This is a genomic window from Pedobacter cryoconitis (assembly GCF_003259615.1).
GTDB lineage: Bacteria > Bacteroidota > Bacteroidia > Sphingobacteriales > Sphingobacteriaceae > Pedobacter > Pedobacter cryoconitis.
In genome coordinates this window covers 1-25,856 of sequence record NZ_QLLR01000023.1, presented here as the reverse complement: position 1 = coordinate 25,856, position 25,856 = coordinate 1, and the positions used below count along the sequence as shown (strand labels likewise).

At 39.9% G+C, this 25,856-nt stretch carries 20 protein-coding genes and 1 tRNA gene; 6 read left to right on the top strand and 15 right to left on the bottom strand.

From position 1 onward, the window contains the following. The first annotated feature begins 53 nt into the window (after window positions 1–53). Window positions 54–1,028, top strand: a complete 975-nt coding sequence (locus LY11_RS18735; protein ID WP_111635175.1) for a hypothetical protein — start codon at window positions 54–56, stop codon at window positions 1,026–1,028. 86 nt (window positions 1,029–1,114) lie between these two features. On the opposite strand, the gene LY11_RS18730 is transcribed toward LY11_RS18735, so the two are convergent. The 9 genes from LY11_RS18730 to LY11_RS18695 form a co-directional block, all read right to left on the bottom strand. Continuing rightward, window positions 1,115–1,537 carry an SH3 domain-containing protein gene (locus tag LY11_RS18730; protein WP_111635174.1) on the bottom strand — a complete coding sequence of 141 codons (423 nt, stop codon included), beginning with the start codon at window positions 1,535–1,537 and terminating at the stop codon, window positions 1,115–1,117. Between the two features lie 8 nt (window positions 1,538–1,545). After that, entirely contained in the window at window positions 1,546–2,016 is a 471-nt protein-coding gene (locus LY11_RS18725) for a BON domain-containing protein (RefSeq protein WP_111635173.1), read from the bottom strand. Between the two features lie 117 nt (window positions 2,017–2,133). Further along, window positions 2,134–3,519, bottom strand: coding sequence for a magnesium transporter (mgtE, locus tag LY11_RS18720; RefSeq protein WP_111635172.1), 1,386 nt, complete (start codon window positions 3,517–3,519; stop codon window positions 2,134–2,136). A gap of 180 nt (window positions 3,520–3,699) precedes the next feature. Further along, window positions 3,700–4,983 (bottom strand): TolC family protein, encoded by a 1,284-nt coding sequence (locus tag LY11_RS18715; protein ID WP_111635171.1) that lies wholly within the window; start codon window positions 4,981–4,983, stop codon window positions 3,700–3,702. A 26-nt stretch (window positions 4,984–5,009) separates the two neighbouring features. Continuing rightward, entirely contained in the window at window positions 5,010–8,114 is a 3,105-nt protein-coding gene (locus tag LY11_RS18710; protein ID WP_111635170.1) for an efflux RND transporter permease subunit, read from the bottom strand. 22 nt (window positions 8,115–8,136) lie between these two features. Then, entirely contained in the window at window positions 8,137–9,267 is a 1,131-nt protein-coding gene (locus LY11_RS18705) for an efflux RND transporter periplasmic adaptor subunit (protein ID WP_111635169.1), read from the bottom strand. Further along, window positions 9,251–9,400: a hypothetical protein gene (locus tag LY11_RS26755; RefSeq protein WP_170132720.1), complete on the bottom strand. Its 150-nt coding sequence runs from the start codon at window positions 9,398–9,400 to the stop codon at window positions 9,251–9,253. Before LY11_RS26755 ends, LY11_RS18705 begins: the two co-directional genes overlap by 17 nt. Continuing rightward, on the bottom strand, window positions 9,391–12,102 hold the full coding sequence (mgtA, locus tag LY11_RS18700) for a magnesium-translocating P-type ATPase (RefSeq protein ID WP_111635168.1): 2,712 nt from the start codon (window positions 12,100–12,102) through the stop codon (window positions 9,391–9,393). The genes LY11_RS26755 and mgtA overlap by 10 nt, the downstream gene beginning before the upstream one ends. Before the next feature lie 79 nt (window positions 12,103–12,181). Continuing rightward, window positions 12,182–12,883, bottom strand: a complete 702-nt coding sequence (locus LY11_RS18695) for an MgtC/SapB family protein (protein WP_111635167.1) — start codon at window positions 12,881–12,883, stop codon at window positions 12,182–12,184. A gap of 899 nt (window positions 12,884–13,782) precedes the next feature. Between LY11_RS18695 and LY11_RS18680 the strand changes: the two genes are divergently transcribed. Further along, a complete protein-coding gene (locus LY11_RS18680; RefSeq protein ID WP_111635164.1) occupies window positions 13,783–14,316 on the top strand; it encodes an RNA polymerase sigma factor in 534 nt (177 codons plus the stop codon). Here the strand turns inward: LY11_RS18680 and LY11_RS18675 are convergent. The 3 genes from LY11_RS18675 to LY11_RS18665 are packed head-to-tail and all read right to left on the bottom strand — an operon-like array spanning window position 14,313 to window position 15,988. Continuing rightward, window positions 14,313–14,837, bottom strand: a complete 525-nt coding sequence (locus LY11_RS18675) for a GNAT family N-acetyltransferase (protein WP_111635163.1) — start codon at window positions 14,835–14,837, stop codon at window positions 14,313–14,315. The genes LY11_RS18680 and LY11_RS18675 overlap by 4 nt on opposite strands. A 25-nt stretch (window positions 14,838–14,862) precedes the next feature. Beyond that, window positions 14,863–15,381 (bottom strand): GNAT family N-acetyltransferase, encoded by a 519-nt coding sequence (locus LY11_RS18670; protein WP_111635162.1) that lies wholly within the window; start codon window positions 15,379–15,381, stop codon window positions 14,863–14,865. A 1-nt stretch (window position 15,382) separates the two neighbouring features. Continuing rightward, entirely contained in the window at window positions 15,383–15,988 is a 606-nt protein-coding gene (locus LY11_RS18665) for an FMN-binding negative transcriptional regulator (protein WP_111635161.1), read from the bottom strand. Between the two features lie 86 nt (window positions 15,989–16,074). On the opposite strand from LY11_RS18665, the gene pdxR reads away from it, so the two are divergent. Continuing rightward, entirely contained in the window at window positions 16,075–17,553 is a 1,479-nt protein-coding gene (gene pdxR / locus LY11_RS18660; RefSeq protein WP_111635160.1) for a MocR-like pyridoxine biosynthesis transcription factor PdxR, read from the top strand. 250 nt (window positions 17,554–17,803) lie between these two features. On the opposite strand, the gene LY11_RS18655 is transcribed toward pdxR, so the two are convergent. Then, on the bottom strand, window positions 17,804–19,174 hold the full coding sequence (locus LY11_RS18655) for a sensor histidine kinase (RefSeq protein WP_111635159.1): 1,371 nt from the start codon (window positions 19,172–19,174) through the stop codon (window positions 17,804–17,806). Next, complete coding sequence (locus LY11_RS18650) at window positions 19,171–19,854, bottom strand: response regulator transcription factor (RefSeq protein ID WP_111635158.1); 684 nt, start codon at window positions 19,852–19,854, stop codon at window positions 19,171–19,173. Before LY11_RS18650 ends, LY11_RS18655 begins: the two co-directional genes overlap by 4 nt. A gap of 360 nt (window positions 19,855–20,214) precedes the next feature. Between LY11_RS18650 and LY11_RS18645 the strand changes: the two genes are divergently transcribed. From LY11_RS18645 to LY11_RS18635, 3 genes are all read left to right on the top strand, one after another. Continuing rightward, on the top strand, window positions 20,215–23,496 hold the full coding sequence (locus tag LY11_RS18645) for a SusC/RagA family TonB-linked outer membrane protein (RefSeq protein WP_111635157.1): 3,282 nt from the start codon (window positions 20,215–20,217) through the stop codon (window positions 23,494–23,496). 94 nt (window positions 23,497–23,590) lie between these two features. Then, window positions 23,591–25,177, top strand: a complete 1,587-nt coding sequence (locus tag LY11_RS18640) for a SusD/RagB family nutrient-binding outer membrane lipoprotein (protein ID WP_111635156.1) — start codon at window positions 23,591–23,593, stop codon at window positions 25,175–25,177. Window positions 25,178–25,365: 188 nt separating this feature from the next. Continuing rightward, window positions 25,366–25,438: transfer RNA gene (locus LY11_RS18635), tRNA-Lys, on the top strand. Window positions 25,439–25,574: 136 nt separating this feature from the next. Here LY11_RS18635 and LY11_RS18630 read toward each other — a convergent pair. Further along, window positions 25,575–25,856: transposase (locus LY11_RS18630; RefSeq protein ID WP_146610874.1), on the bottom strand; the 282-nt coding region annotated here is incomplete at its 5' end.

The following is a 25,856-nucleotide window of genomic DNA, read 5'->3' as shown; positions in this document are numbered from 1 at the left end:
TTTATTGGTATAGAAAAATATCTTTACCTTGCCATTCATCAATCATTTACCCTATGAAAAAAACTATTATTTATACATCCTATTGTGTAGCACTACTGCTCACGACAGTTTCTTGTAAAGACCAAAAGAAAAAAGACAAGAATACCCAGGACTCCACATCGGAGACTGCAAAATTTGGTGCGGCAGATACTGCAAGCCGTGTTATTGAGTATACGAACCTTGTGGTAGACATGGCTAACAGCCATAATGCCTACTTAAAAAATATTCTCGGAAACACAGAAAAAATCGAAAGCGCTTTAAAAAATCCGGAAGATAAATTTGGGTTCCTCGGAATCATTCATCCTCATGTGGTAAAATTCACAGTTAACAATATGAATGGTGTGACCATTGAAAACCCGGTTCCTGAATTGGGAAAAGAAAACCAGGCTTATTTTAAAATGCAGGTAACACAGTACAACACGAAGTTTGAGAAAATGAATACCGATTATAAGCAATTGAGGGATTACCTGACAGCACAGGATTACAAAGATGATAAAGGTGCTAAAGGTTATGCGTTAATTGATACGATCAGAGGCACAGTACAAGAGTTATATACCGGAAAAATAGTGCTCATGAAAAAGGTGAATGAAATTGCTGATGCTGCAGAAATCGTTGTATTAAAAGATAGCCCGCTTAAAGAATACATTATTGCGATGAAAACTGATATGAAGAACATCCGCAATTTTGTTGATTTGTTATCAGATAATGCAAATAGTTATACAAAGATCAGTGCTAAGGCACAGGCCGATTTTGCAGCTTTAGAAAGCGCACAGACAAAAAATGCGACTCTGAACATGGAGAATGCTAAAAAGGCAAATAAGGAAGGAAATTATAAAAACTTTTATGAAAGCTTCCATAATCTTTTACTTCGCACGAAGAAAACGCTACGTGATGCCAGAGAAAGCGGTAAGCTGACCAGTAATGCTATTGAAGAATTAGATAGCGGTTATGATGGATTAATTAGAAATTATAATTATTTTAATCAGTAACAGGTGATAATTTCATAAACTATCAAAACCCATTATACAAAAGAGCCGTCTCAAATAAATGAGACGGCTCTTTCCTTTTTTAAAACTTAAGCCTGAGGCTCCAGGTATTTTGCATAGCAATAACCCTCTTCCCCATCATTGGTGCGTACCAGCCACCATAAATCATTACTTCTGTTAACCAGTGTAATCACTTCTCCGTGTGCCGCCTTACCAACTATTGGCTGATCAGTACCTGGTCCTTTACGGATATTCAGGTTACTGCTTTCTGTAATCACTTTAGCCTGGGTTACTGCTGCATCAACTGCAACATTTACATTCAAAACTAAATCTCCACCCGCAAAATTGGGATCGATTTGGTTATAAACATCCCAAAGATGATCTTTAGTTGCGCCATCAGCCGCAGTTCCATCTATATACAATACGCCATCCTGCTCACGTACCGCAAGATCAGAAATTCCAGCCGCAGTTGCAGCGTCAGTTAATGCCTTATATTTATCTTGTAATGCCATGGTTCAGCTTATTTAACAGTTAATTGGTTATCGATTTTCTTAGGTTTTAATACAGACAACTGTTGCATTAATTTCACCAGTGAAGACTTGCTGATTTCACCTTTTAAAGTAACTACTCCGTCTTTAACTGAGGTTTGAACTGTAGGGAAATCTTTAGCTGCGTCAGCTACATTTTTAATCAGCGTTGAATCATCTGCGATTACAACAGGCGCTGAAGACAATACGGGTTTAATAGTCAGATTGTTCACTACCGATTTTACGCCTTTTTCAGCTTTAGCAATTGTTTCGGCTTTAGCTTTTTCAGCTTCATCAGCAACTTCACCAGTTAAAGTAACTTCACCCTTTGTGACAGCTACACTAACTTCAGCAGCTTCTTTAGCTTTTACAGCGGTTTGAATGTCCCCATCCTTTGGTGAACAAGCTGCAAAAAACAGCGTTGCGGCTACAGCCGCACTCATAAATAGTTTTGTTGTTTTCATAAGAATATATTTTTTTTTAATGGTGAAGAAGCTATCATGATTTTATATTTCGTTTTGTAATTTGAAAAATCATGATGGTTTCATTTTTCTTTGGATTTGGTAGTGTAAATTACATTACTATAACAAAGTTCCCTTCAAAAAGATTGCTGCAATGCTAAAATAAATTATCAGCCCCGTAACATCCACTAATGTAGCGACAAAAGGTGCGGAAGATGTTGCCGGGTCAATCTTACACTTTTTCAGTACCATAGGAACCATAGAGCCACTCAATGTACCCCACATGACGATACCGATTAATGAAAAAAAGATCGTCACTGCCAGCAAAAACCAGTGAACCCCATAATTATACCAATGCAAACTCTGCCATATGGCAATCCGGATGAAACCTATCGCCCCTAATATGATCCCTAAAACCAATCCCGATAAAATTTCCCGCCGCATCACATACCACCAATCCTTCAGGTTCAGTTCTTTCAGTGCCATTGCCCTGATAATCAAAGTAGCGGCCTGAGATCCGCTATTTCCTCCGCTGGAAATTATTAAAGGAACAAATAATGCGAGTACTACAGCTTTTGAGATCTCCCCATCAAAATATCCCATGGCTGTAGCAGTTAACATTTCCCCTAAAAACAGGACAATCAACCAACCTGCCCTCTTTTTCAGCAAAGAGAAAAAAGGAGTTTTCACGTACGGAAAATCCAGTTCTTCAATCCCTCCGAATTTCTGGATCTCTGCAGTCGCTTTTTGTTCAGCCACATCCATCACATCATCTATGGTCACTACCCCGAGCAAAATATGGTCATCGTTAATTACAGGTAATACAACCCGGTCATATTCTTTAAACTTCTGCACCGCATCCTCTTTAGTTTCATTAATCTTTAGCGTGATACAAAACCCATCTACAATGTCCATGATCTTTTTAGAGCGCTCATTTAAAACCAATCTGCGAACAGGAACATCATCAATTAACCTGTCCTGATCATCAACTACATAAATAACATTGGCTGCTTCTGTATCTTTATGATGCAGACGTAAATGTTCTGTTGCTTCTGCAATGGTCATTTCAGGACTTACCGTAGCCACATCTGTATTGATGATCCGGGCAACACTTTTCGCAGAATAGCCTAATAAATTTGCAACCTCATTCCTGTTTCCTGTATTTAAATATTCCAGAAAACGGGAGAGTTCCATTCCTTTAGAAGCAGAATAAAAGATAGTCCGGTCATCTGATTTCAGGTGATTAAGGATATATGATGCACTATCTTTTGATATACTCTTAATAATCTTCTTTTGAAGCTGTACATCTAAATAAGGTAAGACATTTAATTGCTGCTCCGCGTTGAAGGAATTATAGGCATCAATAGCTTTGTCTGCGGGAATAGAAATAAAGAGCTGTGCAACCTCTGAAGGGTGAATATAGCCAGTTTGATGACCCGGCTTAAATAATCCCGAAAAATCTCCGCCTATTATCTTTTTCCTTGCTTCTTTGAAGGGTAAATTCATGAAAGATAGATTTGATAAACTGAAGCTACTCAGTTAATCATTGATTTCCAACACATAACTTTCAAAACCGTCCAGAATCCCTACCTGCTTTGTAAAAAAGCAAACCGCCAGCCCGATTCTTAAATATAGAATCAAACCGGCGGAATATTGCTACCTAACCAACTTAGTTTTTTTACCCGGTTATTTAATGTCCCAGATCCCCGCAGCCCGCTCTAATTCAATCAGTGCAGCCGCATAATTTGATTGAGATTCATAAAATCCCTGTTGTACTTCATTGTATGTCCTTTGCGCATTTAAAACTTCCAGCAGTGAAGTTTCTCCGCGTTTATAGCTATACATTTTAGCCGTTAAAATCTTCTTTCCTTCAGTCAGCAGCCCGTTTTTATATTGCTGAACCTGTTTCTGGGCCGCGGTATAATTAAAATAAGCTTGTGTTACTTCTACCTGAATCTGCTGCTGAACCTGTTCATATTGAACTCCTGCTTGTTTAATCGTAAACTGTGCGGCCTTCAAATCCCCTTTGTAATGATTCGAGAATTTCAGCGGAACACTAAACCCGGCGTTGAAAGTACGGTGATAAGGCGTTGGCGCATCTACATTGGTCGAAACACCATTGAACTGCAGCCCTGCGTTAACTCCTAAATCTACTTTCCTGTTTGCTTTTACCAGGGCCAGACTTCTTTCAGCTACTGTCTTACTGTTCAATGCAGCTACGGCATCGGCCCTGATCGTTTGTGCATTACTGATTAAACTTTGATAGTTTATATCACGTACCAGGTTCTCAAAATCACCATCTGGTATGACCAGCATATCAGCACTTTTTTTACCGAGATAAGCACTCAGCTTAACCAGAGATCCCTTCCAGTCGGCCTCATTCTGATATACACTGTTTTGTAAATTACTGGCTTCCAATTTCGATTGCCTGGCATCAGTCTCCGTAATTGCACCTAATCTATAGCGGACCGCATCTGCATCAGCCAACTGTTTCATCATTTGATAAGAATATTGCTGTACCTGCAGCAGTTCGTGCTGCTGAATTGCATTGTAATAAGCAAGTGCGGCATCTGCCCTGAGATTTCTTAAGTAATCCAGTAACAATGCCTTGTTCAGCTCAGTTTCGCTTTTCGCCAGGTTGATCCGTGCTCTTCTTTTTCCGCCCAGCTCAATTGTCGTTCCCAGACCCAGCGTTACGCCCTGTCCCAGTTTCAATTTAGCTTGCTGGTTATCAAATGCACCTGCCGAAAACTCAGGATCAGGAAAGATCTTTGCCGTTTCGATACCTGCCTGCGCAATACTCACATCGTATTGCGCTGCAGCATAACCCAGATTTTCTTTCCCTACACGATTCAAAAATTGAAGCACAGATATTTTTGATTTTAAAGACAGCGTATCTACCTGCGCTTGTCCATTCAAGGCTATACCTGTAAGCAGGCACCAGGACAAAATATATTTTGTTAGTTTCATCTATTTAGTATTGAATTGCAATGGATTTATTGATTAACTGTTTCTGATGGCTGAAAATCATGCTTTCCCCATTTACTTTCCAGCAGATAATAAAGTGCCGGCAAAACAAATAGCGTAATTGCTGTTGCGGCAAAAAGGCCATAAACTATTACTGTAGCCAGCGGTCTTTGAACATCAGAACCGATCCCTGTAGTTAAAGAAGCCGGTAAAAGACCTAATGCAGCCACGGTTGCGGTCATCAGAACGGGCCTGAAACGATGTTTTGCGCCATCTACAACTGCTTTAAGCAAATCATATCCTTTTTTGCGAAGCTCGTTAATATGGGAAATCAGGATCACACCGTTTTGAATAGCGACACCAAACAGCGCGATAAAACCTACCGCTGAAGACACATTCAAAGTCATCCCTCTGACATTCAACGCTAACATTCCACCAAATAAAGCAAGTGGAACAATACCTAAAATCAAGCCCGCCTGTCTGAATTTCCCAAATGCGCCGTAAAGCAACAAGAACATAATCGCTAAAGCTAAAGGCACTACAACGGCTAATTTAGCATAAGCCCGATTTTGATTTTCAAACTGGCCACCCCACTCTATTTTGTATTTTTCCGGGTCATATTTTACCTGCTGCGCTATCTTTGCCTGTGCATCCTTCAGAAATGAACTTAAATCTGTCCCTCTTAAGTTTAACCTGACCGTCAATTGTCTGCGGTTCATTTCCCTGGAAATCGAACTTTCTCCTAAATCAGTTTTCACTTCAGCAATCTGTGACAATGGAATTCTGGCCCCGGTTGAAGAAGTCAGCAAGAGGTTCGCTATTTTTTCAGGCGTATTCCGGCTTTCTTCTTTATAACGGCAAATCACATCATAAACTTTATCTCCTGCAAAGACCTGTGAAACCGCTTTACCACCAATGGCTACCTCGACCAGTTCAGCTACATCGCTCATATTCAGCCCGTATTTGGCTACAGCATCCCGGTTTACCCTGATCTGTAATTGCGGCAAAGGAGGTTCCTGATCGATGGCAATATCAACAGCACCCTTCACTTTTCTTAAAGTTGACACCACATTTTCAGTAATCCTTCTGGTTTCTTTAAAATCATTACCGTACACTTTAACCACCAGTTCACTATGTGCACCAGCAATTTTATCCATCACTCCATCAATCATCGGCTGCGTAAAAGCGACGGTATAACCTGGCATAGCGGCATATTCCTTAGACAAATCTTCGATCAGTGCTGCTTTATTCCGGCCGCTCGTCCATTCTTTATAAGGTTTTAAGCCTACGGAAACTTCAAAATGTGAAGGCGTAAAATAATCCGTTCCATCATCATTACGACCCGCCTGAACATTCACATAGGTGATTTCCGGATGTTTCATGGTCACTGCTCTCAGCGAATCACTCATTTCTTTTGACTTTTCTAAAGTCACTCCCGGTGGCAGAGAAACCTGCAGCCAAATAGAACCTTCATCTAACGGTGGTAAAAAGTCCTTTCCGACAGTAACAGATAAGATAATAGCACTGATCAGGACTAAAACCAAGGGCATAAAAACTTTCTTCGGTTTGTCCATGATCTTGCTTAAACGCCCTTCATACCATGCTGTCAGTTTCTCCAGCCAGGTATTGTGATAGATTTTGCCTGGTTTCTTATAAACGGCATAAGCGAGGCCCGGTATCAATAAAAGCGCAACAGCCAAGGCTCCCAAAAGAGCATAACCTACAGTGAAAGCCATGGGTGTAAACAGCTTTTTCTCCACCCTTTCGAAAGAGAATAATGGCAGATAGGCGGTAATAATGATAATCGTAGAAAAAAGAATAGGCTTAGCAACGCTTAAAGCTCTTTTTCCTATGGAAACTTCTTCCAGTTCCTCTTCCGGGTTAGCCTCTCTTTTTTTCAGGATCGTTTCGAGCATCACAATGGCCCCATCGACAATAATCCCAAAATCAATTGCCCCCAGAGAAAGCAAATTTGCCGGGATCTTTGTAAAGTGCATCAGGATAAATGCAATCAGCAGGGCGATTGGTATTGTAATGGCCACAATTAATGCGCCTCTCCAACTTCCCAGGAAAACAATTAACACGACAATCACCAGCGCCATTCCTTCTAAAAGCGTATGTGAAACAGTTTCCAGCGTGGTATTGACTAAATTTGTCCGATCCAGATAAGCACGAATAGTTACCCCTTCAGGTAAAATACCTTTGTTCAGATCCGCCACCGCTTTATGGATCCCATCGAGCACGACCGAAGGATTTTGCCCTTTCAGCATGACTACAATTCCTTCAATTCCGTCCGAATAATTCACGTTACGATCGGTATAACCTAATACACCTTTACGTTCCAGCGTACCGTATTTCAGTTCACCTAAATCTTTGACAAATACAGGGACTCCATTGACAGATTTGACAACCACATCACCTAAAGCGGCTAAATCTTTAACCAGGCCTATTCCCCTGACTACATATCCTTGCTCTCCGCGGTTTAAAATACTACCGCCTGCATTGGTGTTATTGTTACTGATCGCAGTTTGCACGTCGGCTAGTGTAATACGATACTGTGCTAATTTAGCAGGGTCAATTTCTATTTGATATTGAGTAGTGATCCCTCCAAAATTCGTTACATCGGCTACGCCCTGCACCTGTTTAATTCGTGGAATAATCGTCCAGTTCTGTAAATCAGTAAGTTTTCTTAAGTCATGATTTTTGCTTTCTATAATATAGCGGTAGATTTCGCCAGTCGGGGAAGTGAGCGGGTCAAGTCCGGGGACTGCGCCAAAAGGAAGTTTAACATCGGTTAACCGTTCCTGAATCCTTTGCCTGGCCCAATAATCATCGACACCATCTTCAAAGACCATTGTGATCAGTGACAAACCGAATAAACTACGGCTCCTCATCACGTGCATTCCCGGTAAACCATTGAGTGCACGTTCTATAGGAATAGAAATCTGCTGTTCTACTTCTTCAGCAGCCAGGCCCGGCACCTGGGTAACAACCTGAGAAGTTACATCTGCAATATCCGGGTAAGCTTCGATAGAGAGCTGTTTCCAGGAATAAAACCCGAATACAGCCAGGAGTATAAAGAGCGCCGCAAAGAGCCAGCGTTTTTTAATTGCAGTAAAAATTAATTGCTTCATAAATGATTGGCTTATAGTGTAATTATTTAGCTTCTAATAGATAGAAACCACCTTCTGATACGATCTTTTCGCCTTTGGCCAGACCACTTTTAATCACTACGCGGTCTGCTACTGTACCGCCTGTTTCTACTTTTCTTTTGACATATTTACCTTCCGGGGTAACCACGAAAACAAAATTCGCGTCATTCATTTGCAGAATGGCTTTCAGTGGAATGAGCACGGCTGATGTTGGCGCGTCGATAAAATTCACAGAGACGTACATTCCCGGTTTAAGGGTATGGTCGCTATTGTCACATTCGATCAAAACTTGTACACTGCGGGTATCTTCGTCAACAATTTCATTGACATGGTAAACTTTTCCCTGGATTTTTTTACCGGGTAATGCGGCTACTTCCAGCTCACATTCGTCCTTTTCGTGGATATAACGAATGTCTTTTTCTTTGACCTGCCCGGCAACCCATACTTTATTGAGATTGGCTACAGTGGCTACACTGGCAGCATCATCTTTGATAAACTGCCCTAAAACCACTTTATTTTCGATTACTTCACCAGTAATTGGAGCATATACAACAAGCGCTTGTCCTAAGGATAATTTCTCTGGATTGGCCTTAAATATTCTGATGCCTATAACTGCATTTTCATATTCCTTTTTTTCTACATCATAACCAGTTTGTGCTTCTTCCAGATCTTTCTGCGTACCGACTCCATTAGCCATCAGATCTTTCTGGCGTTTCAATGTTCTCTCTGCCTGCTGCATTTGAGATTTCTCCTGAAAAAACACTTTTTGTGCAGCAATAAAATCCGGAGAACTGATTTCAAATAAGGGGGTTTCAGCAGTTGTCTTCATCCCCAGCTTGATATAACTTTTAGTTACCCGGCCTTGAAAAGGCGGTGCAATTTCTGCAAACTGCGTAGGGATAGCCTTAACTGTTCCGGCAGTCATCATTTGCATCCGGTAAGGCTCGGTGTCTACAGTCATCAGCTTCAGTTTACCTTTCAATACTGAATTTTCTGGTACAGTGATCACATCCCCTTTCAGGGTAAAATCAGCGGCGGGCTCTTTAGCGATTTGCTGTTTGCAGGAAGCAGTCATTCCGATAACGACCATGGCAATGCCAGTCAGATACGACTGACGGTTATTTTTGAAGTTCATATTGTGCTTTGTCTTTGTTTGAGAAATTAGATAGGGTATGAAAATGGTATTCCAACCATTCTGCGAATACGACCACCAGTATAATTAATACGATGGCCAGTATCCATTTTCTGCTTGCCCGGATTATAGCCATTGGTTAAATCTTTTAATGTACCATCCTTTAACATATTGGGTGAGCAGGCAGTAGCAGGCCAGTATTCCAATCAGCCATGGAAAATAACTTAATGGCAATTGCTCCATCTTTAACGCACCAGCGAAGGGAGAAAACGGTATAAAAATCCCGATCACCATAATCAGTGAGGTTAAAGCGACTACCGGTGTGGTTGCCCAGCTCTGAATAAATGGGATTTTACGCGTCCTGATCATGTGTACAATCAGTGTCTGAGACAGTAATCCTTCGATAAACCACCCACTTTGAAACAGGCTTTGATGTTCGGGACTGTTCGCTTTAAAAACGAAGAACATCACAGCGAACATGGCATAGTCAAATACCGAGCTGATCGGGCCTATATAAAGCATGAACCTTTTAATTCCTGAGGCATCCCATTTTTTAGGTTGCTCAATAAAGTCTTCATCCATTCTGTCCCATGGGATGGAGATTTGCGAAACATCATATAATAGATTCTGAACCAGGATCTGAACAGGCAGCATTGGTAAAAACGGCAGAAAGGCACTTGCACCCAACATGCTGAACATATTACCGAAATTACTGCTGGCAGTCATTTTGATATATTTGATAATATTACCAAAGGTCCTGCGGCCATAGATCACCCCTTTTCTCAAAACCATCAGGTCTTTTTCGAGCAAAATAATATCGGCACTTTCTTTAGCAATATCCACTGCTGTGTCTACGCTAATCCCTACATCGGCATCCCTGAGGGCTACGGCATCATTGATCCCATCCCCCATAAAACCTACGGTATGGCCTTTTGCCTGCAGCATTTTAACGACGCGTGATTTTTGAACCGGGCTTAGTTTGGCCAGAATAGAAACCTCTCCTACTTGTTCTTGTAATTCCGCATCGGTCATTTTCTCTACTTCCGCACCGAGCAGAATTTTATCGAAAGCAATACCTACATCACGGCAGATTTTTTTAGTGACAATTTCATTATCCCCGGTCAGGACTTTGATGCTCACACCTAATTTCTGCAATGCTTCAATCGCTATTTTGGCTGATGGTTTAGCGGGATCAAGAAAGCCGATAAAACCGGTAAGGATCATATTTTTCTCATCTTCAACCGCGTAATTCAATGCACGGTCGTCAAATTCCCGGATTGCAACAAGCAGCACCCGCAACCCTTCTGCGTTGAGTTTTTTCGAGGTCTGAAGGATCATATTCCGCATAGTTTCATCCATAGGGATCACTTTATCAGATTCGATATGTAATTCTTTATCGTCTCCGGGATCAAAAGCGTGACTGCACAGATCGAGCATTTCCTCTACAGCCCCTTTACAAATCAGCAGGTGTTTTCCGTTGCGTTGTTTTAATACCACAGACATTCTGCGTCTTTGAAAATCAAAAGGAATCTCATCAACTTTTAAAAAGTACTCTTCAACTTTCAGATAATCATGTAATTCAACATGTTCAAGCACGGCAACATCAAGCAGGTTTTTAAGTCCTGTCTGGTGAAAACTATTCAGGTAGGCCCATTTGAGTACTTCTTCATCTTCTTGTCCGAAGATATTCAGGTGCCTTTCCAATACGATTTTATCCATGGTCAGCGTTCCTGTTTTATCGGTACACAGCACGTCCATGGCCCCAATATTCTGTATAGCATTGAGCCTTTTGATAATCACTTTGTGCTTACTCATATTCACAGCCCCTTTTGCAAGGTTAGCAGTAACGATCATAGGCAGCATTTCGGGAGTCAGGCCTACGGCAACGGCAATGGCAAAAAGCAGTGCATCCCACCAGTTTCCTTTAACAAATCCATTGATCAGGAAGATTAAAGGCACCATTACGACCATAAAGCTGATGAGCAGGTAACTCACTTTATTAACGCCTTTATCGAAATTCGTTTCCGCACGTTTGCCTACAATAACTTTACTAAGTGAGCCGAAATAGGTTTGATTCCCTGTATTGACAACAATGGCGGTTGCATACCCACTCACTACATTGGTTCCCATAAAGCAGATATTATCGAGTTCTACCAGTGGTTTCTCTTCTGCATCCCGTACTGCGAGACTTCTTTTTTCTACAGGTAAAGATTCTCCGGTGAGCATAGACTGGCTTACAAACAGGTCTTTAGATTGTACAATCCGGCAATCTGCAGGGATCATATCTCCTGCCGACAGCATAATCAGATCTCCGGGTACTAATTTTTTAATATCAAGCTCTTTCTTTCCTGTAATTTTCCGCACCACAGTTGCCGTGGTTTTCACCATGCTTTTAAGCTGTTCAGCGGCTTTATTGCTTCTGTACTCCTGAAAAAACCTCAATAAAGAACTGACCATCACCATAATACCGACCATGGTCACAGTTTTATAATCAGCTTCTCCCGGACCAGCAAGCCAGACATCGAGTATAAAAGAGATAACGGCAATAATTAAAAGGATGCCGATAAATGGGTTGATAAAGGCTTGAATCAATTGTTTAATCCATGCCGGAGCTTTTTCATGATGAACTTCATTCAGTCCAAACTTGCCTAGCCTCTCTTTAGCTTGCATGGCGGACAGTCCTTCCATAGAACTATCGAGCATGGCCAGGTAAAAATCCTGATCTGAGCGGGAAACGTTCTGAAGTTTAGTTGCAGCAGCTTCATCGCTGCCATTAGACATCATTTTTTTGCTGTCTGTGAGGGCCCTGATTTTCAGGCCTTTTTTTACAATAGTCATGATATTATATCTATACTGATAAGCGGAAATTATTAATTATATCAATTTGAAAAGGAGTACAACCTTCGCCTGCCTGCAGTTACAGGTCGTTTTCATCCCCGGCTTTATTCCAGCTGACTTCAGAAACTTCGTGTTCGATGGTTAATCGTCCGGCGATCCGTTCCATAATTGCATCTTCATTGCTGTTAGCGAGTATCTCGGCGGTAATTACAGCTTTGCTTGGGTCACCATCATCCGTACTTTTAAGAGATCTGAGCAATAGTTTATCATCGTTACTTGTAAACTGGAGCAGCAGCACTCTCAAATGATTCTCCACATCTTGTCTGCATTTAATAATCAGCAGATAAGCCACAGGAATTCTACTGCTCTTCAATGGAAGACGGCTTAACTTTACGCCAACCGGGCGCATTAGAACATGGGTCAGGATTACAAAAGCCGTCACAATTGCTGCTTCGGGAAGAAACCCAAGGCCACAAGAAGCACCAACCGCAGCAGAACACCATAAAGTGGCTGCTGTATTTAGCCCTCTTACGTTCAGGCCATCTTTCATAATCACACCTGCACCCAGGAAACCAATTCCACTAACTACATAAGAAATCACTCTTCCCGAAGCATCACCGCCAACTTTAACCCCCAGAGCAACGAACATACAAGCGCCTAAGCAAACCAGCATATTTGTCCTTAATCCGGCCATACGTTGTCTCCATTGGCGCTCAGTACCAATTGCTGCACCCAGTGTAAAAGCAATGGCAAGCCTTAATGTAAACTCAAATATTGTCATAGCGAGCCCCCCACATTTTGACTTGCTGGAAAGCTCGTCTGATCACATTTAGTATCAAAGTATATACTCTGAACAAAAGCTGTCTGAAAGAAAGAGATTGATAATAATTTTGTCTGCTGAAGATATTATCAGCTACCCCAAACGTAATCGTTGGTCTGGTATCCATACCCACTGGATAATCATAATCTACAATATAGCGGGTATATTTTGTCTGTGTTTTTGAAAAATTGAACATAACGCTGTTTTATGCCACTAGCGGCATAACAGAAGTTATGAGCGTTAGCGGACGGTTAAATAATTAATTGATAATGTTGCTTTCGACGGTACTATTGATAGTACCTTTGAATTGGGGCCTGAGTCCATAATTTGCTTTTTCTTAATCTGCTGCAAATATAAAACGGCCACTTTGAAAAGGCCGTTAGAGGACAAACAGAAATTCATTAGAAATTCATTAGAGACAGCGAGGGAGAATTGCCCTGCACACAATAGCAAATCGCTCTGCACATAATTAAGCATAACGTTACTCCTAAAGCTATCGGTCATCAGGATTTCCGGAACTCCTTTCAAAATAAATAGTACTAAAAACAGTACACTATTAAGAAGGTATAATTTGAATTTCAAATCAAATTAATGGTGGATTTACAAACTGAATTAATTTAAAGCGATGACCATAACAAGGCCGTCCATCAATTTAAACGACAGAAAAAACAGTCAAAAAACAAAAATAATATCCTAAAGAATAAATAAGTATCTTTTAGTTTTACAAAAACAATAATCCAGCAGTTTAATAATCTTTCTGATGAGCACCTTTTTTTATTATTAATAAATTAATTGGTATAAGAGTTGGAATAAAAAAAATGTAATTAACCAACAGCATTTATCCTTTAATTCTATAACTTATGATCAGTAATTCTTTCCCTTACCAAGTTAATGACCACAAGTCTTCTTTAAAAAGTTTCGCGCTGAATTTCACAAAAAATATAGACGATGCTGATGACTTAGTTCAGGAAACATTATTAAAAGCTATTCGTTATTCAAAACTTTATGTTGAAGGAACAAACCTAAAAGGATGGCTGTATACGATAATGAGAAATACGTTTATAAATGATTATAGAAGGACTGTAAAGCAACGTAGCATTATAGATACGACCGAGGAGATCAGTTCTGCCCAGTTATATACAAGTGCGTCTCATAACCAGGCCGATAATAAATTTATCAGTGACGATTTAAATAAAGCATTGGCAAAGCTGGGCGTAGAATATTACACCCCATTTATCAAATACTTTGAAGGTTATAAATATCATGAAATTGCAGATATACTAAATATACCTATTGGCACTGTTAAAACGAGAATTCATGTGGCACGCCAACTGTTAAAAAGCAACTTGAAAATTTACAATCAGGAGTTTAAAAAATCAAACAAGTATAACTAATATAAATTCCGGTCGATGACATACACGAAGTTGAGTTTCGGAGTTTCGCCGAAATAAGTAACTTCCTGCTCGCTGATTTTAACGGCTCCAATACGGGCGATAGCAATTTGGGAACGAATGTTTTCTGCTCCAATATGGAACAGGACTTTGGATACGAACTGAAATATATAATCCAGCATCATCTTTTTAACAGAAAGATTGATGCCCATTCCCCAGTAAGCAGTACCATAAAACGTATAGCCTATTAATAGCTCATTCTCGTTTTCATTATAATCATAAAATCTGGTGCTTCCCATGACTGCTCCGGTAGTTTGGTCAATGATTTTAAATGCGCCCCCAATTTTTATCGCCCCATCGAAAAAGTTTCGGAATACTTCCTTCTTCCAGCGGTCTTTATTGGGGTGCTGTTCCCATATCTTTGGATCGGAAGCTACAGCGTATAATTCTTCAAAATCAGTTTCTTTCAGCGGCAAGAGCGCTACCCGTTCATTTGCTAACTGAGGTTGGATGCTAAAATTCATAAGGCAGGGGTTAGTATTTTTTTCATTATAATATCTTTTTCATCATAATATCTGTTTGCTCGTCATTACCCATTTTGAAAATGTGTTTATCAAAGGCGATAAAGCCATTCTTTTCATAAAATCTTATCGCCCGCGGATTTTCTTCCCACACCCCCAGCCACAGATAGGCTTTGTTTTCAAGTCTGGCTATATCCAGTGCCTTATTATAAAGCAGCTGACCAATCATTTTACCATAATGACTACTTTTCACATAAATACGTTCAATCTCCAGGGAGCTATCATCCTGTAATTCAGTTTGTGCCTGACCAGAATTTACCTTTAAGTAACCTATAGGATTTTCATTTTCCCAGGCAATAAAGAACATAGAATCCGGATTAGCCAATTCAGTTTTTATTTTTTGCGCACTAAAACTCTCTTCCAGATACCTGGCCATATCTGCCTCTGTGTTGCTATTTGCAAATGTCTCTGTATAAGTTTGCCGTCCTAAGGTCTGCAGGATCTCAAAACTATCAAGAGATACTTCAGTGATTTCGATTTGATTCATATTATATTTTTCTGATAAAATCTGCTATTGCTTTTTCAGTGCTGCTATCACTTTTGTCTAAATAGTCAGCTATCCTTTGCCGTTCCGTTTCAGTTTTATTCTGGCTTACTTTTTTCTGAGCCTGTAAATCGGTTACTTCCAGTTCGAAAGCTACAATTCCCCTCATCATTCCTTTTTTAAACTTTTCTGTCAGCTGGCTCCACTGTTCCAGATAACCAGGCTCATAAAATACGATCATGTTTTCCAATGCTTTCATTTTTTCAAGCTCATCATGAACAATTTTCGCCTTGCCGTAAGCATGTAAAGTTACGTAATCCCAGGTCGGTACACTTTCCCTTTTATCATAATGAACCGGAGAAATGTAAGCATGAGGCTCCGAGAAAATGACCAGGGAGATATTATCCTCAATATACCCAACCTGCTCGTTAGCTAAAGCAAAATGCGCACTAAGCACCAGCTTACCAGAATTTTGTGTAACCAAAAACGGAAGCTGCGTAGCAATCGGAACTCCTGCCTTCGTGGTCACCATAGTTGCAAAACTATATTGCTTCATGAAGGCTATCTTTTCTGCTTCATCCTCAAATTCAAATTGTTTAGGTATATACATAACTTTTATAAGGATAACTGATTAATAGTTTGGCTGAACAAAAGTATATGACAATTGGATTATCTTTGTAGTCCAATTACAAGATAATGAATAGTCCGATTATCACTCAATTATTTGCGAACCTATCATTTGATCGTTCAGCAGAACGCGCTGTATATCTTCAGCTATCAGATGCCCTGTTATCATTGATCAGGAGTAATCAACTGCATTCAGGTCAAAAGCTGCCCGGCAGCCGTGAGCTGGCTGCTCTTTTAAAAATCAATCGGATTACAGCAGCTAAAGCTTACGAAGAACTGCAGATGCAAGGCTGGCTCGAAAGTTCAATAGGCCGTGGTACTTTTATTTCCGCCCATGTGGCAGACCATCCCCCCGAAACCTTAAAAGCAACAACATCAACCTCCTCAAAGATTGCAGGTTTCATTTTCCATCCCAGGGATTACCCCACCAGTATTTTAGAAAAACCCATACCCGGCTTACACCTAGACGACGGTTACCCCGACCCCAAACTTTCACCCTTAAAAGAATTTTACCGCGCTTACCGCAATCAACTCACCAGAAGCGGATTATATCCAAAATTTGGTAATTACGGAAACCCTGCCGGCCCTTATCCCTATCGACAAGCCATAGCCGAATATCTCAATGCGACAAGAGGGCTCAAAACCACCGCCGAGAACATTCTTTCAGTAAGAGGCACCCTAATGGGTATTAACCTGATCTGCAACGCCCTGATCAGTCCCGGCGATATTGTCGTTTCTGAAATACCAGGATGGAGGCGTGCCGAACATAATTTTAAGCATGCAGGGGCCAAATGGATTGGTGTTCCAGTAGACGAACATGGGCTAATGGTAGATGAGCTCCGCAAGATCTGCAGAAAACAAAAAGTAAGGATGGTCTACGTAACTCCCCATCACCAATATCCTACAACAGTTTCTCTAAGAATTGACCGGCGTTTAGAATTGCTCAGGCTCGCAAATGAATACGGCTTCATCATCTTTGAAGATGACTACGATTTTGATTTCCATTTCAAACACCGTCCCCTATTACCACTGGCCAGTGCTGATGAAAACGGGATGGTCATTTATTGCGGTTCTTTCAGCAAAACTTTTTCTCCCGCTTTCCGCATGGGTTATTTGGTTGCTTCCGAAAACGTCATTGAACACCTGGCAAAAGTCCGGATCTTACTGGACAGACAAGGCGACCACGTTCTGGACAATGCGATGGCTGATTTGTTAAATGACGGCACCATTCAGCGTTACCTCAGAAAAACACTTCCGATATATCAGCAACGCCGTGACATCCTTTGCGATCTGCTCGGCAATGAGCTCAAAGAAGCCGTAAAATTTACTATTCCCGAAGGCGGTATGTCAATATGGACGACATTTGACAAATCAATAAACCTGGAAGAACTCGCAAAAAAAGCCTACCAGCGTGGATTACATTTACCTGATGGAAAAGCACATCAATATGCAAACTACAACGCCAATGGCATCCGTTTAGGCTTTGCATCTTCTCCTGCGGAAGATCTGGCCAAAAGTATAGAAATCATAAAAAAGTTGATTTTGTGAGGGAATTAACAAGCTCCTCCAAAAGGTATCTGCAAAGGCAACTAACTAATTCTCCTCCAATTAACACCTCAAACATGGTGGATAAAGGAAAAAAAACCAAAACTTGTATATGCAGACCTTGCGCCTTCTTCTGGCGCGCCAGTCAAATATACAGTTTCGGTTTTTTTCGCGAAGCCGGATTATTAAGAAGCCTGGTAACTAAGAAATCCGGTAACAAAAAAGCCGGATAATTAAAAAGCCAGTTAACTAACTAAACAACATGTGCCATAACAATAGTAAACTCACTCCCTACCCCTACAACCGACTCGACCTTAATCTCCCCCTGGTGCATCCCTACAATCTTTTCCGTCAGCGATAACCCAATCCCATTCCCCGGGCTAAACCCCTTATTCTTTCCCCTGTAAAAAGCAGAAAATATATTACCAATCTCTTCCAATTCAATCCCAATCCCTTCATCCCTGAACCCAAGCATAACCAACCCCTTATCAAAATTGATACTGACCACACACCGATGATCAGTAGAAAACTTACACGCGTTCTCCATCAAATTAATAAACGCCACCTTCAGCAAATACTCATTTCCCCTCACAGAAATCTCATTATCATCCTCAATCTCCTTATCAAAAACAATATCAATCTTATAATCCTCAGAAGTCTTAAGCACAGCCTCCCTGGCATCCATCAACAACTCATCCGTCCTTAAAACCTTCATACTAACCGTAGTCTGATCATAACTTGCTTTCGCTAAATCAAGCAACCCATTAGATAACCTCACCAACCTTTGCGCATCACTTAACGACAACCTGATCACTTCCTTATACTCAGCAACACTTCTTTCTCTGATTAACGCTAACTGTAACTCTCCTACAATAGTTGCCAGCGGAGTTCTCAGCTCATGAGAAATATTACTTACAAAACTTTTCTGGCCATCAAAAGACTGTTCAATCCTATCCAGCATATTATTAAAAGTAATCGCTAACTCACCAATCTCATCCTTCTCATTCTTCACATGTACCCGTTTATACAAATTAGTTGCTGTAATCTCCTCCACCCTATCCACAATCTCAGCAACCGGATTTAGCGCTTTGCCTACAAAATAATAACCCGCAGCAATCGTCAAACTGATAATAATGATAAAAGAAATTATCAAAGTATACTTAAACTCCTCCAAACGCGTCAACCCATACTTATCATTTGCTGCCGCAGTAATCACATAAATTTTCCCCTTATGCAGATATAAAAGACCTACAACCTGTAAAGACCCCTGCTCAAACGTTATTTCCTTCTGCGCAATAATCTGATTGATCATTTCCCTTGTCTCTTTAACCTTATCAATCTGCACCGCATCATGATAAAGTAAATTGAATGAAGTATCATAAACAGCGACCTCTTCCTCAAACAAAGAATTTATAGAATTTTTATAAATCAACTGCAATACCGTTGGAGGGACTTTCGCATCAAAAAGCAAATTTGCTTTCGTAATCGCCTCTCTTTTAAGATGCTTATAATACTGATCCTTTCTGCTCTGCGCCGTAGAAATATAAATAAACACCGCAAATGCTAAAAGCAAAGCCCCAAAAAGCGTTAAAAACAACAACAAAAGTTTCGCTCTTATCTTCATCCTTCTTTAAATATAAAACCCATTCCTGGTTTCGTATGAATTAGTTTCACCTCGTAATTCTTATCTATCTTTTTCCTTAAATAATTGATATACACATCGATGAAATTCGTTCCTGAGTCAAACGTATCCCAAACCTTTTCCGCGATTTCCGTCCTTGACAATACCCGTTCAGAATTCCCCATCATATATTCAAGCAAACGAAACTCTTTAGGCGTGAGATCTATCGGCACATCACTTCTTTTAACCAGTTTAGTCTCCAAGTTCATTTCCAAATCCGCGAAACGTAAAATAAATCCCTGGTTGAAAGTATTATTCTGCGTCTGATTTCTTTTAATTAAAGCACGTATCCTCGCATGTAATTCCCTAAAATCAAAAGGCTTAACTAAATAATCATCTGCGCCCGCATCAAAACCTTCCACCTTATCATCTGTAGTCCCTAAAGCAGTGAGCATAATGATAGGAATATCAGGCCGGGCAACACGCACTTCCTTACAGAGATCAATTCCATTAATCTTTGGAAGAATTAAATCCATGAGAATCAGGTCATAAGTTTTCGTTAAGGCAAGCTTCTTCCCCATTTCTCCATCAAAGGCAAGTGTGATATGAAATCCGAGTTCTTCCAATCCTTTTTTGATCAGTTCAGCTACTCTTTGTTCATCTTCAATAACCAGTATGTCCATAACGCTATAATTAAACGACAAATGTGAACATTATTTTTTACAGGATGCTTAAATAAACTTCTTTTTGCTGAAGCAGCTCAAACACTCTTTCCACCCACTTATAATATCAATCAAACGTTATCATTTGATCATTTTACAAAGAGATAAAAGGTTTTTTCAGCTATCCTAACAACAAAAGGTAAACTCTTCATTAACATGCCATTAACGATATGTAACGAACCTGTTGCTAAAGACATAATTTAATATCAAAAAACCAATAAAAGTTTAAGTATACATAATACTAAATTGGTTTAGTTTTAATAAACAAAGTTTAGTATTGCTGTGTGAAATCAAAACACATAACAACCTAAATCCATAACAATGAAACAGCTTTACAAGCAATTAAAACAGGTAATAACTGTTGTGTTATTTTTGCTTGCCCCGATGACCTTAGCGGCGCAAATTAAAATATCCGGTACAGTTAGTGATGAAACCAAGCAATCCCTGCCCGGGGTAAGTGTTTTGGTTGATGGTACCAAACAAGGTACAGTAACAGACATGAACGGCCACTTTCTGATCACAGCAAAGAAAGGGCAAACTGTATCCTTCCAATATCTTGGGTACGAAAAAACACAAATCGTTGTTGGTGATGAAGCTCTTATCAATGTAGTTTTAAAAAGTGACAGCAAAGCACTTTCTGAAGTCGTTGTTACCGCTTTAGGGATTAAGAAAGACACCAAAAGAATTGGTTATGCCTTACAGACCGTTGACGGTGAGGATTTGTTAAAAGCGCGCGACCCTAATCCAATCGGTGGTTTAGTAGGAAAAGTGGCTGGTTTATCAGTTGGCCCTTCTCCTGAAGTATTGAGAGAACCTAACGTGATGATCCGCGGTGATAAGTTAACCTTATATGTTATTGACGGATTTCCTATTAATACAGATACCTGGAATATCAGTCCCGACGACATTGAAACTTATACTGTTTTAAAAGGTCCGGCCGCTGCCGCTTTATATGGTAGCCGCGCGGTAAATGGTGCAATATTGATTACGACTAAAAAAGGTGATAAGAATAAAAAGGGATTAACTGTTGATTTTAATAGCAGTACGGTCGTTAACAGTGGATTTTTGACTTTCCCGCGTTTACAGAGTTCATATGGCGCTGGTGAAAATACACAGTATATATTTGTTGATGGTAAAGGTGGCGCACCAGGCGGTGTGGATGGAGATTATGACATCTGGGGCCCTTATTTCAACGGACAACTAATCCCTCAATATGACAGCCCGGTAATTAATGGCGTAAGACAAGCCACTCCATATACAGCCAGAGGTAAAAACAATTTAAAGAACTTCTTAAAAACTGGTTATCAAACCAATAATAACGTCTCTTTAAGCGCTAATGGTGAAACCTATACCACAAGGTTTTCAGTTTCACAATCAAAACAATCAAGCTATATCCCGAATAGCGGCCTTAACATTGTCAATTTCAATATGTATGGCTCCTTCAATCCAACGCCAAGGTTGAAAATTGAAGGTAACCTGGATTTCAACAGACAGTTTACTGATAACTTTCCTGATGCAGATTACGGCCCTTCCAGTTTAATCTATAGTACCGCAATCTGGACCGGAGCAGACTGGGATGTCAATGCCCCGGACATTAAAGCAATCTGGCAGCCAGGTAAGGAAGGTATTCAATCACAATTTGCAGAATATCAACGTTATCATAACCCTTATCTAATGACAGAAAAGTGGTTGCGCGGACATTATAAAAATGATGTGTACGGTTATCTTTCTGCAAACTTCAAAATTGATAACCATTTAAACGCAACACTTCGTTCACAATTTGATACTTACAGCATTTTAAGGACAGAAAAACTGCCATTCTCTGCTCACCCTTACGGACGTGAAGGAAATCAGGGTGACTATCGGGAAGACAGACGTAATTTATTTGAAAACAACAATGAGTTGTTATTAAACTTCAACTATAACGTCAAAAACTTTGTCAACCTTTCTGGTTTGGTGGGAACGAATCTTCGTACCTTATCTTATAATTCAAGCTGGACTTCTACTGATTACCTGAATGTTCCTGAAGTTTATTCTTTCAGTAACTCTAAAAATCCAGTACAGTCTACCAGTTTTAACTCGAGCATGATGGTGTTGAGTGGTTATTTCTCTTTGGACGCATCCTTCGGTAAGTATGCAACACTATCAACAACAAGCAGAATAGATAAGTCGTCTGCTTTCCAGACACCGACAACTTATTATTATCCAAGTGTATCATTAGCGACTGTAGTTTCTGATTATATCAAAATGCCAGATTTCATTTCATTCCTGAAAGCAAGGGCATCGTTTTCCAATGTGCGTACTGATGCAACCAGCGCAACTATCGGTCCTGCTCCTTTCAGCTCAATCACAGCTTTTGGCGGACAAACAGGATCTAACCTGACGAACAATCCGCTGGGTTATGGTAATACCTATATGTCTCCTTACAATGGGCCAAACTATTCTTTGAATACGGCCTTTAATATCAATAAACCCTACAATAATCAAGCTGCCGGTTATGGCCCGGATTATTTGTATCAAAACGGTATTAAAACTACGACACGTGTAAATTATGAAGAAGGTTTTGATATTAAATTCTTAGGAAACAGATTAGGCTTAAGTGCTACAGCTTTCCAGTACATAGATGGACCACAGGTTTTAGCCAACCAGATTTCTACTGCTACAGGTTATGACATATTATATCTGAATGCTTTAAAAACTAAAAAAACTGGTTATGAAGTTTCCCTGAGCGGCACGCCGATTAAAGATATGGGTGGTTTTGGCTGGGATGTTTTGGTGAACTGGTCAACTTACAAGAGAGTTTACAAAGAGCTTCCTAAAGGACAAGATGTATACCAAACGTTTTTCAAGGAAGGTGATCGCACCGATAAGTTATACGGAACAGCTTTCGTAAGAACTAAAGAAGGGCAGATTATTAATGATGCGGCTGGAAAGCCACTCGTAAATGGTGGTGCGAATCAATACCTGGGAAATCTGAATTCTGATTATTCATGGAGTATTTACAACAAGTTCCATTATAAAAGCTGGAGTTTAGGTTTCCAGTTTGATGGTAGTGTAGGTGGAAAAACTACGGATTATATGCACAATAAAACGATGCGTGGTGGTTCAAATATTGAAACTGCTCAAGGTGCTTTGGGTGATGCACGTTACCAGGACTGGGCTAATTATGGCAAAAAAGGTTATACAGGTACCTATGTTGGTGAAGGTGTAGTGATCTCAAATGGGGCTTCTATTAATTATGACTCTAAAACTGGTGCGATCCTGAATTACGGAGATCTTGCTTTTGCTCCTAATACGAATAAGGTATTCGTTCAGGATTATGTAAGTAAATATTATAATTTCGATGAAGCGAACCTGATGAGCAAAACTTTCGCCAAACTGCGTGAAGTGACCATTGGGTTTGACCTTCCGAAGAAATTGCTTGCAGGTACATTCATCCAAAAGGCTTCCTTCTCTTTAGTAGGCCGTAATTTATTGTACTTCTACAAAGACAAAAGATTTAAGGATGTTGATTTAGATCAGTATAACGGAGAGACTCCTGCAACTGGTTTACAGTCACCTACAGTACGTAGTTATGGTTTCAACATCAACGTTACCTTATAATTTTCAATATGAAATCATCATGATTTTTCAAATCACACCATGAAATTGATATAAAATCATGATCGCATCATAACCTCTTAAAAAAAATATACTGATGAAAAAGATATTCAAATTTTATTCTCTGCTCCCTCTTTTACTTGTAGTTACCATTTCGGGCTGCAAGAAGGACTTCGAAGAGAAAACGATAAATAATAATAAACCAACTGCCGTACAGGCTTCTCTGCTATTAAATGGAATCTTAACTGGCAAGGGCCTGGTAGAGGGCCCTGATGGTTCTAAAGAAACAAATAGCCAGTATTATCTGAACAATTACGATTATTATGGCAATAACCGCTATGATTTTAAATATGGTGATGATTATTATACGGTGTTAAAAAACGTGGTTGAAATGGAAAAACAGGCTGCCAAGGCAGGATCTGCTGTTAATTCTTATGCTGCGCTCGGTAAGTTCTTCAAGGCTTATCTCTTCACTAAAATGAGCATGGAAATGGGAGATATTCCTATGACTGATGCACTGGCCGGAATAGCAAACCTTACTCCTGTTTACGATACGCAGAAAAATGTGATGTTACAGTCTCTGGCGCTATTGGAAAGTGCGAACACAGATTTAACAGCTTTAATCGCGGCAAAAGAGAATATACTTGCGGGAGACATCTTCTTTAATGGTGATTTGCTGAAATGGCAAAAAGTTGTAAATACTTTTAGAATCCGTTTGCTGATCCAGTTAAGTAAAAGAGCTGATGATGATACGCAGCTAAATGTAAAGAAACAATTCTCTGATATTGTCAGCAATAATACTAAGTATCCTATCATGGAAAGCGCTGCTGATAACATGCAATATGTTTATATATCTCCGACGAACTATTATCCGCAGACTCCTGATAACTTCGGGCAGAGCGGGTCTAGGAAAAACACTTCTGCTACTTATATCAGCTTATTAACGACGCTAAAAGATCCAAGGGTATTTGTAACTGCCGAACCTTCACGTTACCTGGTGGATTCTTTAAAACAGAGCCCTACAGATTTCTCTTCTTTTATTGGTGCTGATGCCGGGCAGGATCTTGGTATTATGTATAACAATGCAGGTTTACAGAAGTATTCATTCTTAAACAGAAAGCGTTATTATTCAACGTATACTGGTGAGCCAAGCATCCAGATTGGTTATGCCGAGCTGATGTTCAACATTGCTGAAGGGATTTCCCGCGGATGGGCGGCTGGTGATGCAGAGACTTATTATACTGCAGGTATCAAAAGTTCTATGGATTCTTATAAGATCCCTACGGGCACAGGAACGTTTACTGCTTATTTCTACCGCCCGGGTTCAACAAATGTTGCTTTGGCTGCCAATTATGATACTTATACTATCAATGTAAATTGGGATACTTATTATAATCAGCCTGCTGTAAAGTATAATACAGCAAATGCGCTTACACAAATTGTACAGCAAAAATACCTTGCTTTATTCCGTCATTCGGGACTGGAGTCTTATTTTACTTATCGCCGTACGGGTATCCCCGCTTTTACTACTGGTCCGGGTACCGGAAATGGTGGCCGTATTGCAAGCCGCTTTCAGTATCATGAGTATGAACGTACCGCAAATGCTGCAAATTACCAGATTGCTATACAGAGTCAGTATAGTGGAAATGATGATATTAATGGTATCATGTACATTTTAAAATAGTAAGCTGATAGATTAGTTTATTGTATTTTTATTTTGAAAGGCGGAATTGTTCCGCCTTTCTGATTTACAAGTGATTAGGTTGAATCGGATAAATAGATGAGTGATTTTATTAAATTTATTTTCAGATTTAATTGCATCTTAATATTTAATTTCTATCTTTGCACCTCCTTAAACAAAGGGAATTAATTGATTCCGTAGCTCAGCTGGTAGAGCATTACACTTTTAATGTAGTGGTCCTGGGTTCGAATCCCAGCGGGATCACAGAGAATAGTATCAAAAGGAACTAAAACCCTGCAAATCAATTGATTGCAGGGTTTTTTCTTTTACGGGATATATCAAAATATGCAATAAATGGATCAATGCCAAAAGTTGTGGAGCAATTGGATATTTTTGGATTTTACGCATAGAGTTGCGTTAACCTAAAAAGGAAGAATTCAATGTTTTTGACTCCCCTGAATTGCGATCTGAATGCCTTGATTTTGGCATTAAAAGATTCTGCTGATGCATTGGTAGATCTGCGGTCAAAGTAGTTTAATATCGTTTGATAATGACTCTGTATAGACCTGGAAATAGTTTTGAATGCTTTAAAACCTGTTTGTCTAACTTTTTCATGCCATTTGGCCAGGTTAGCCAGTCCAAATACCTTATCTTTTGTATGCTCAAATAGCTGACTCAGGCT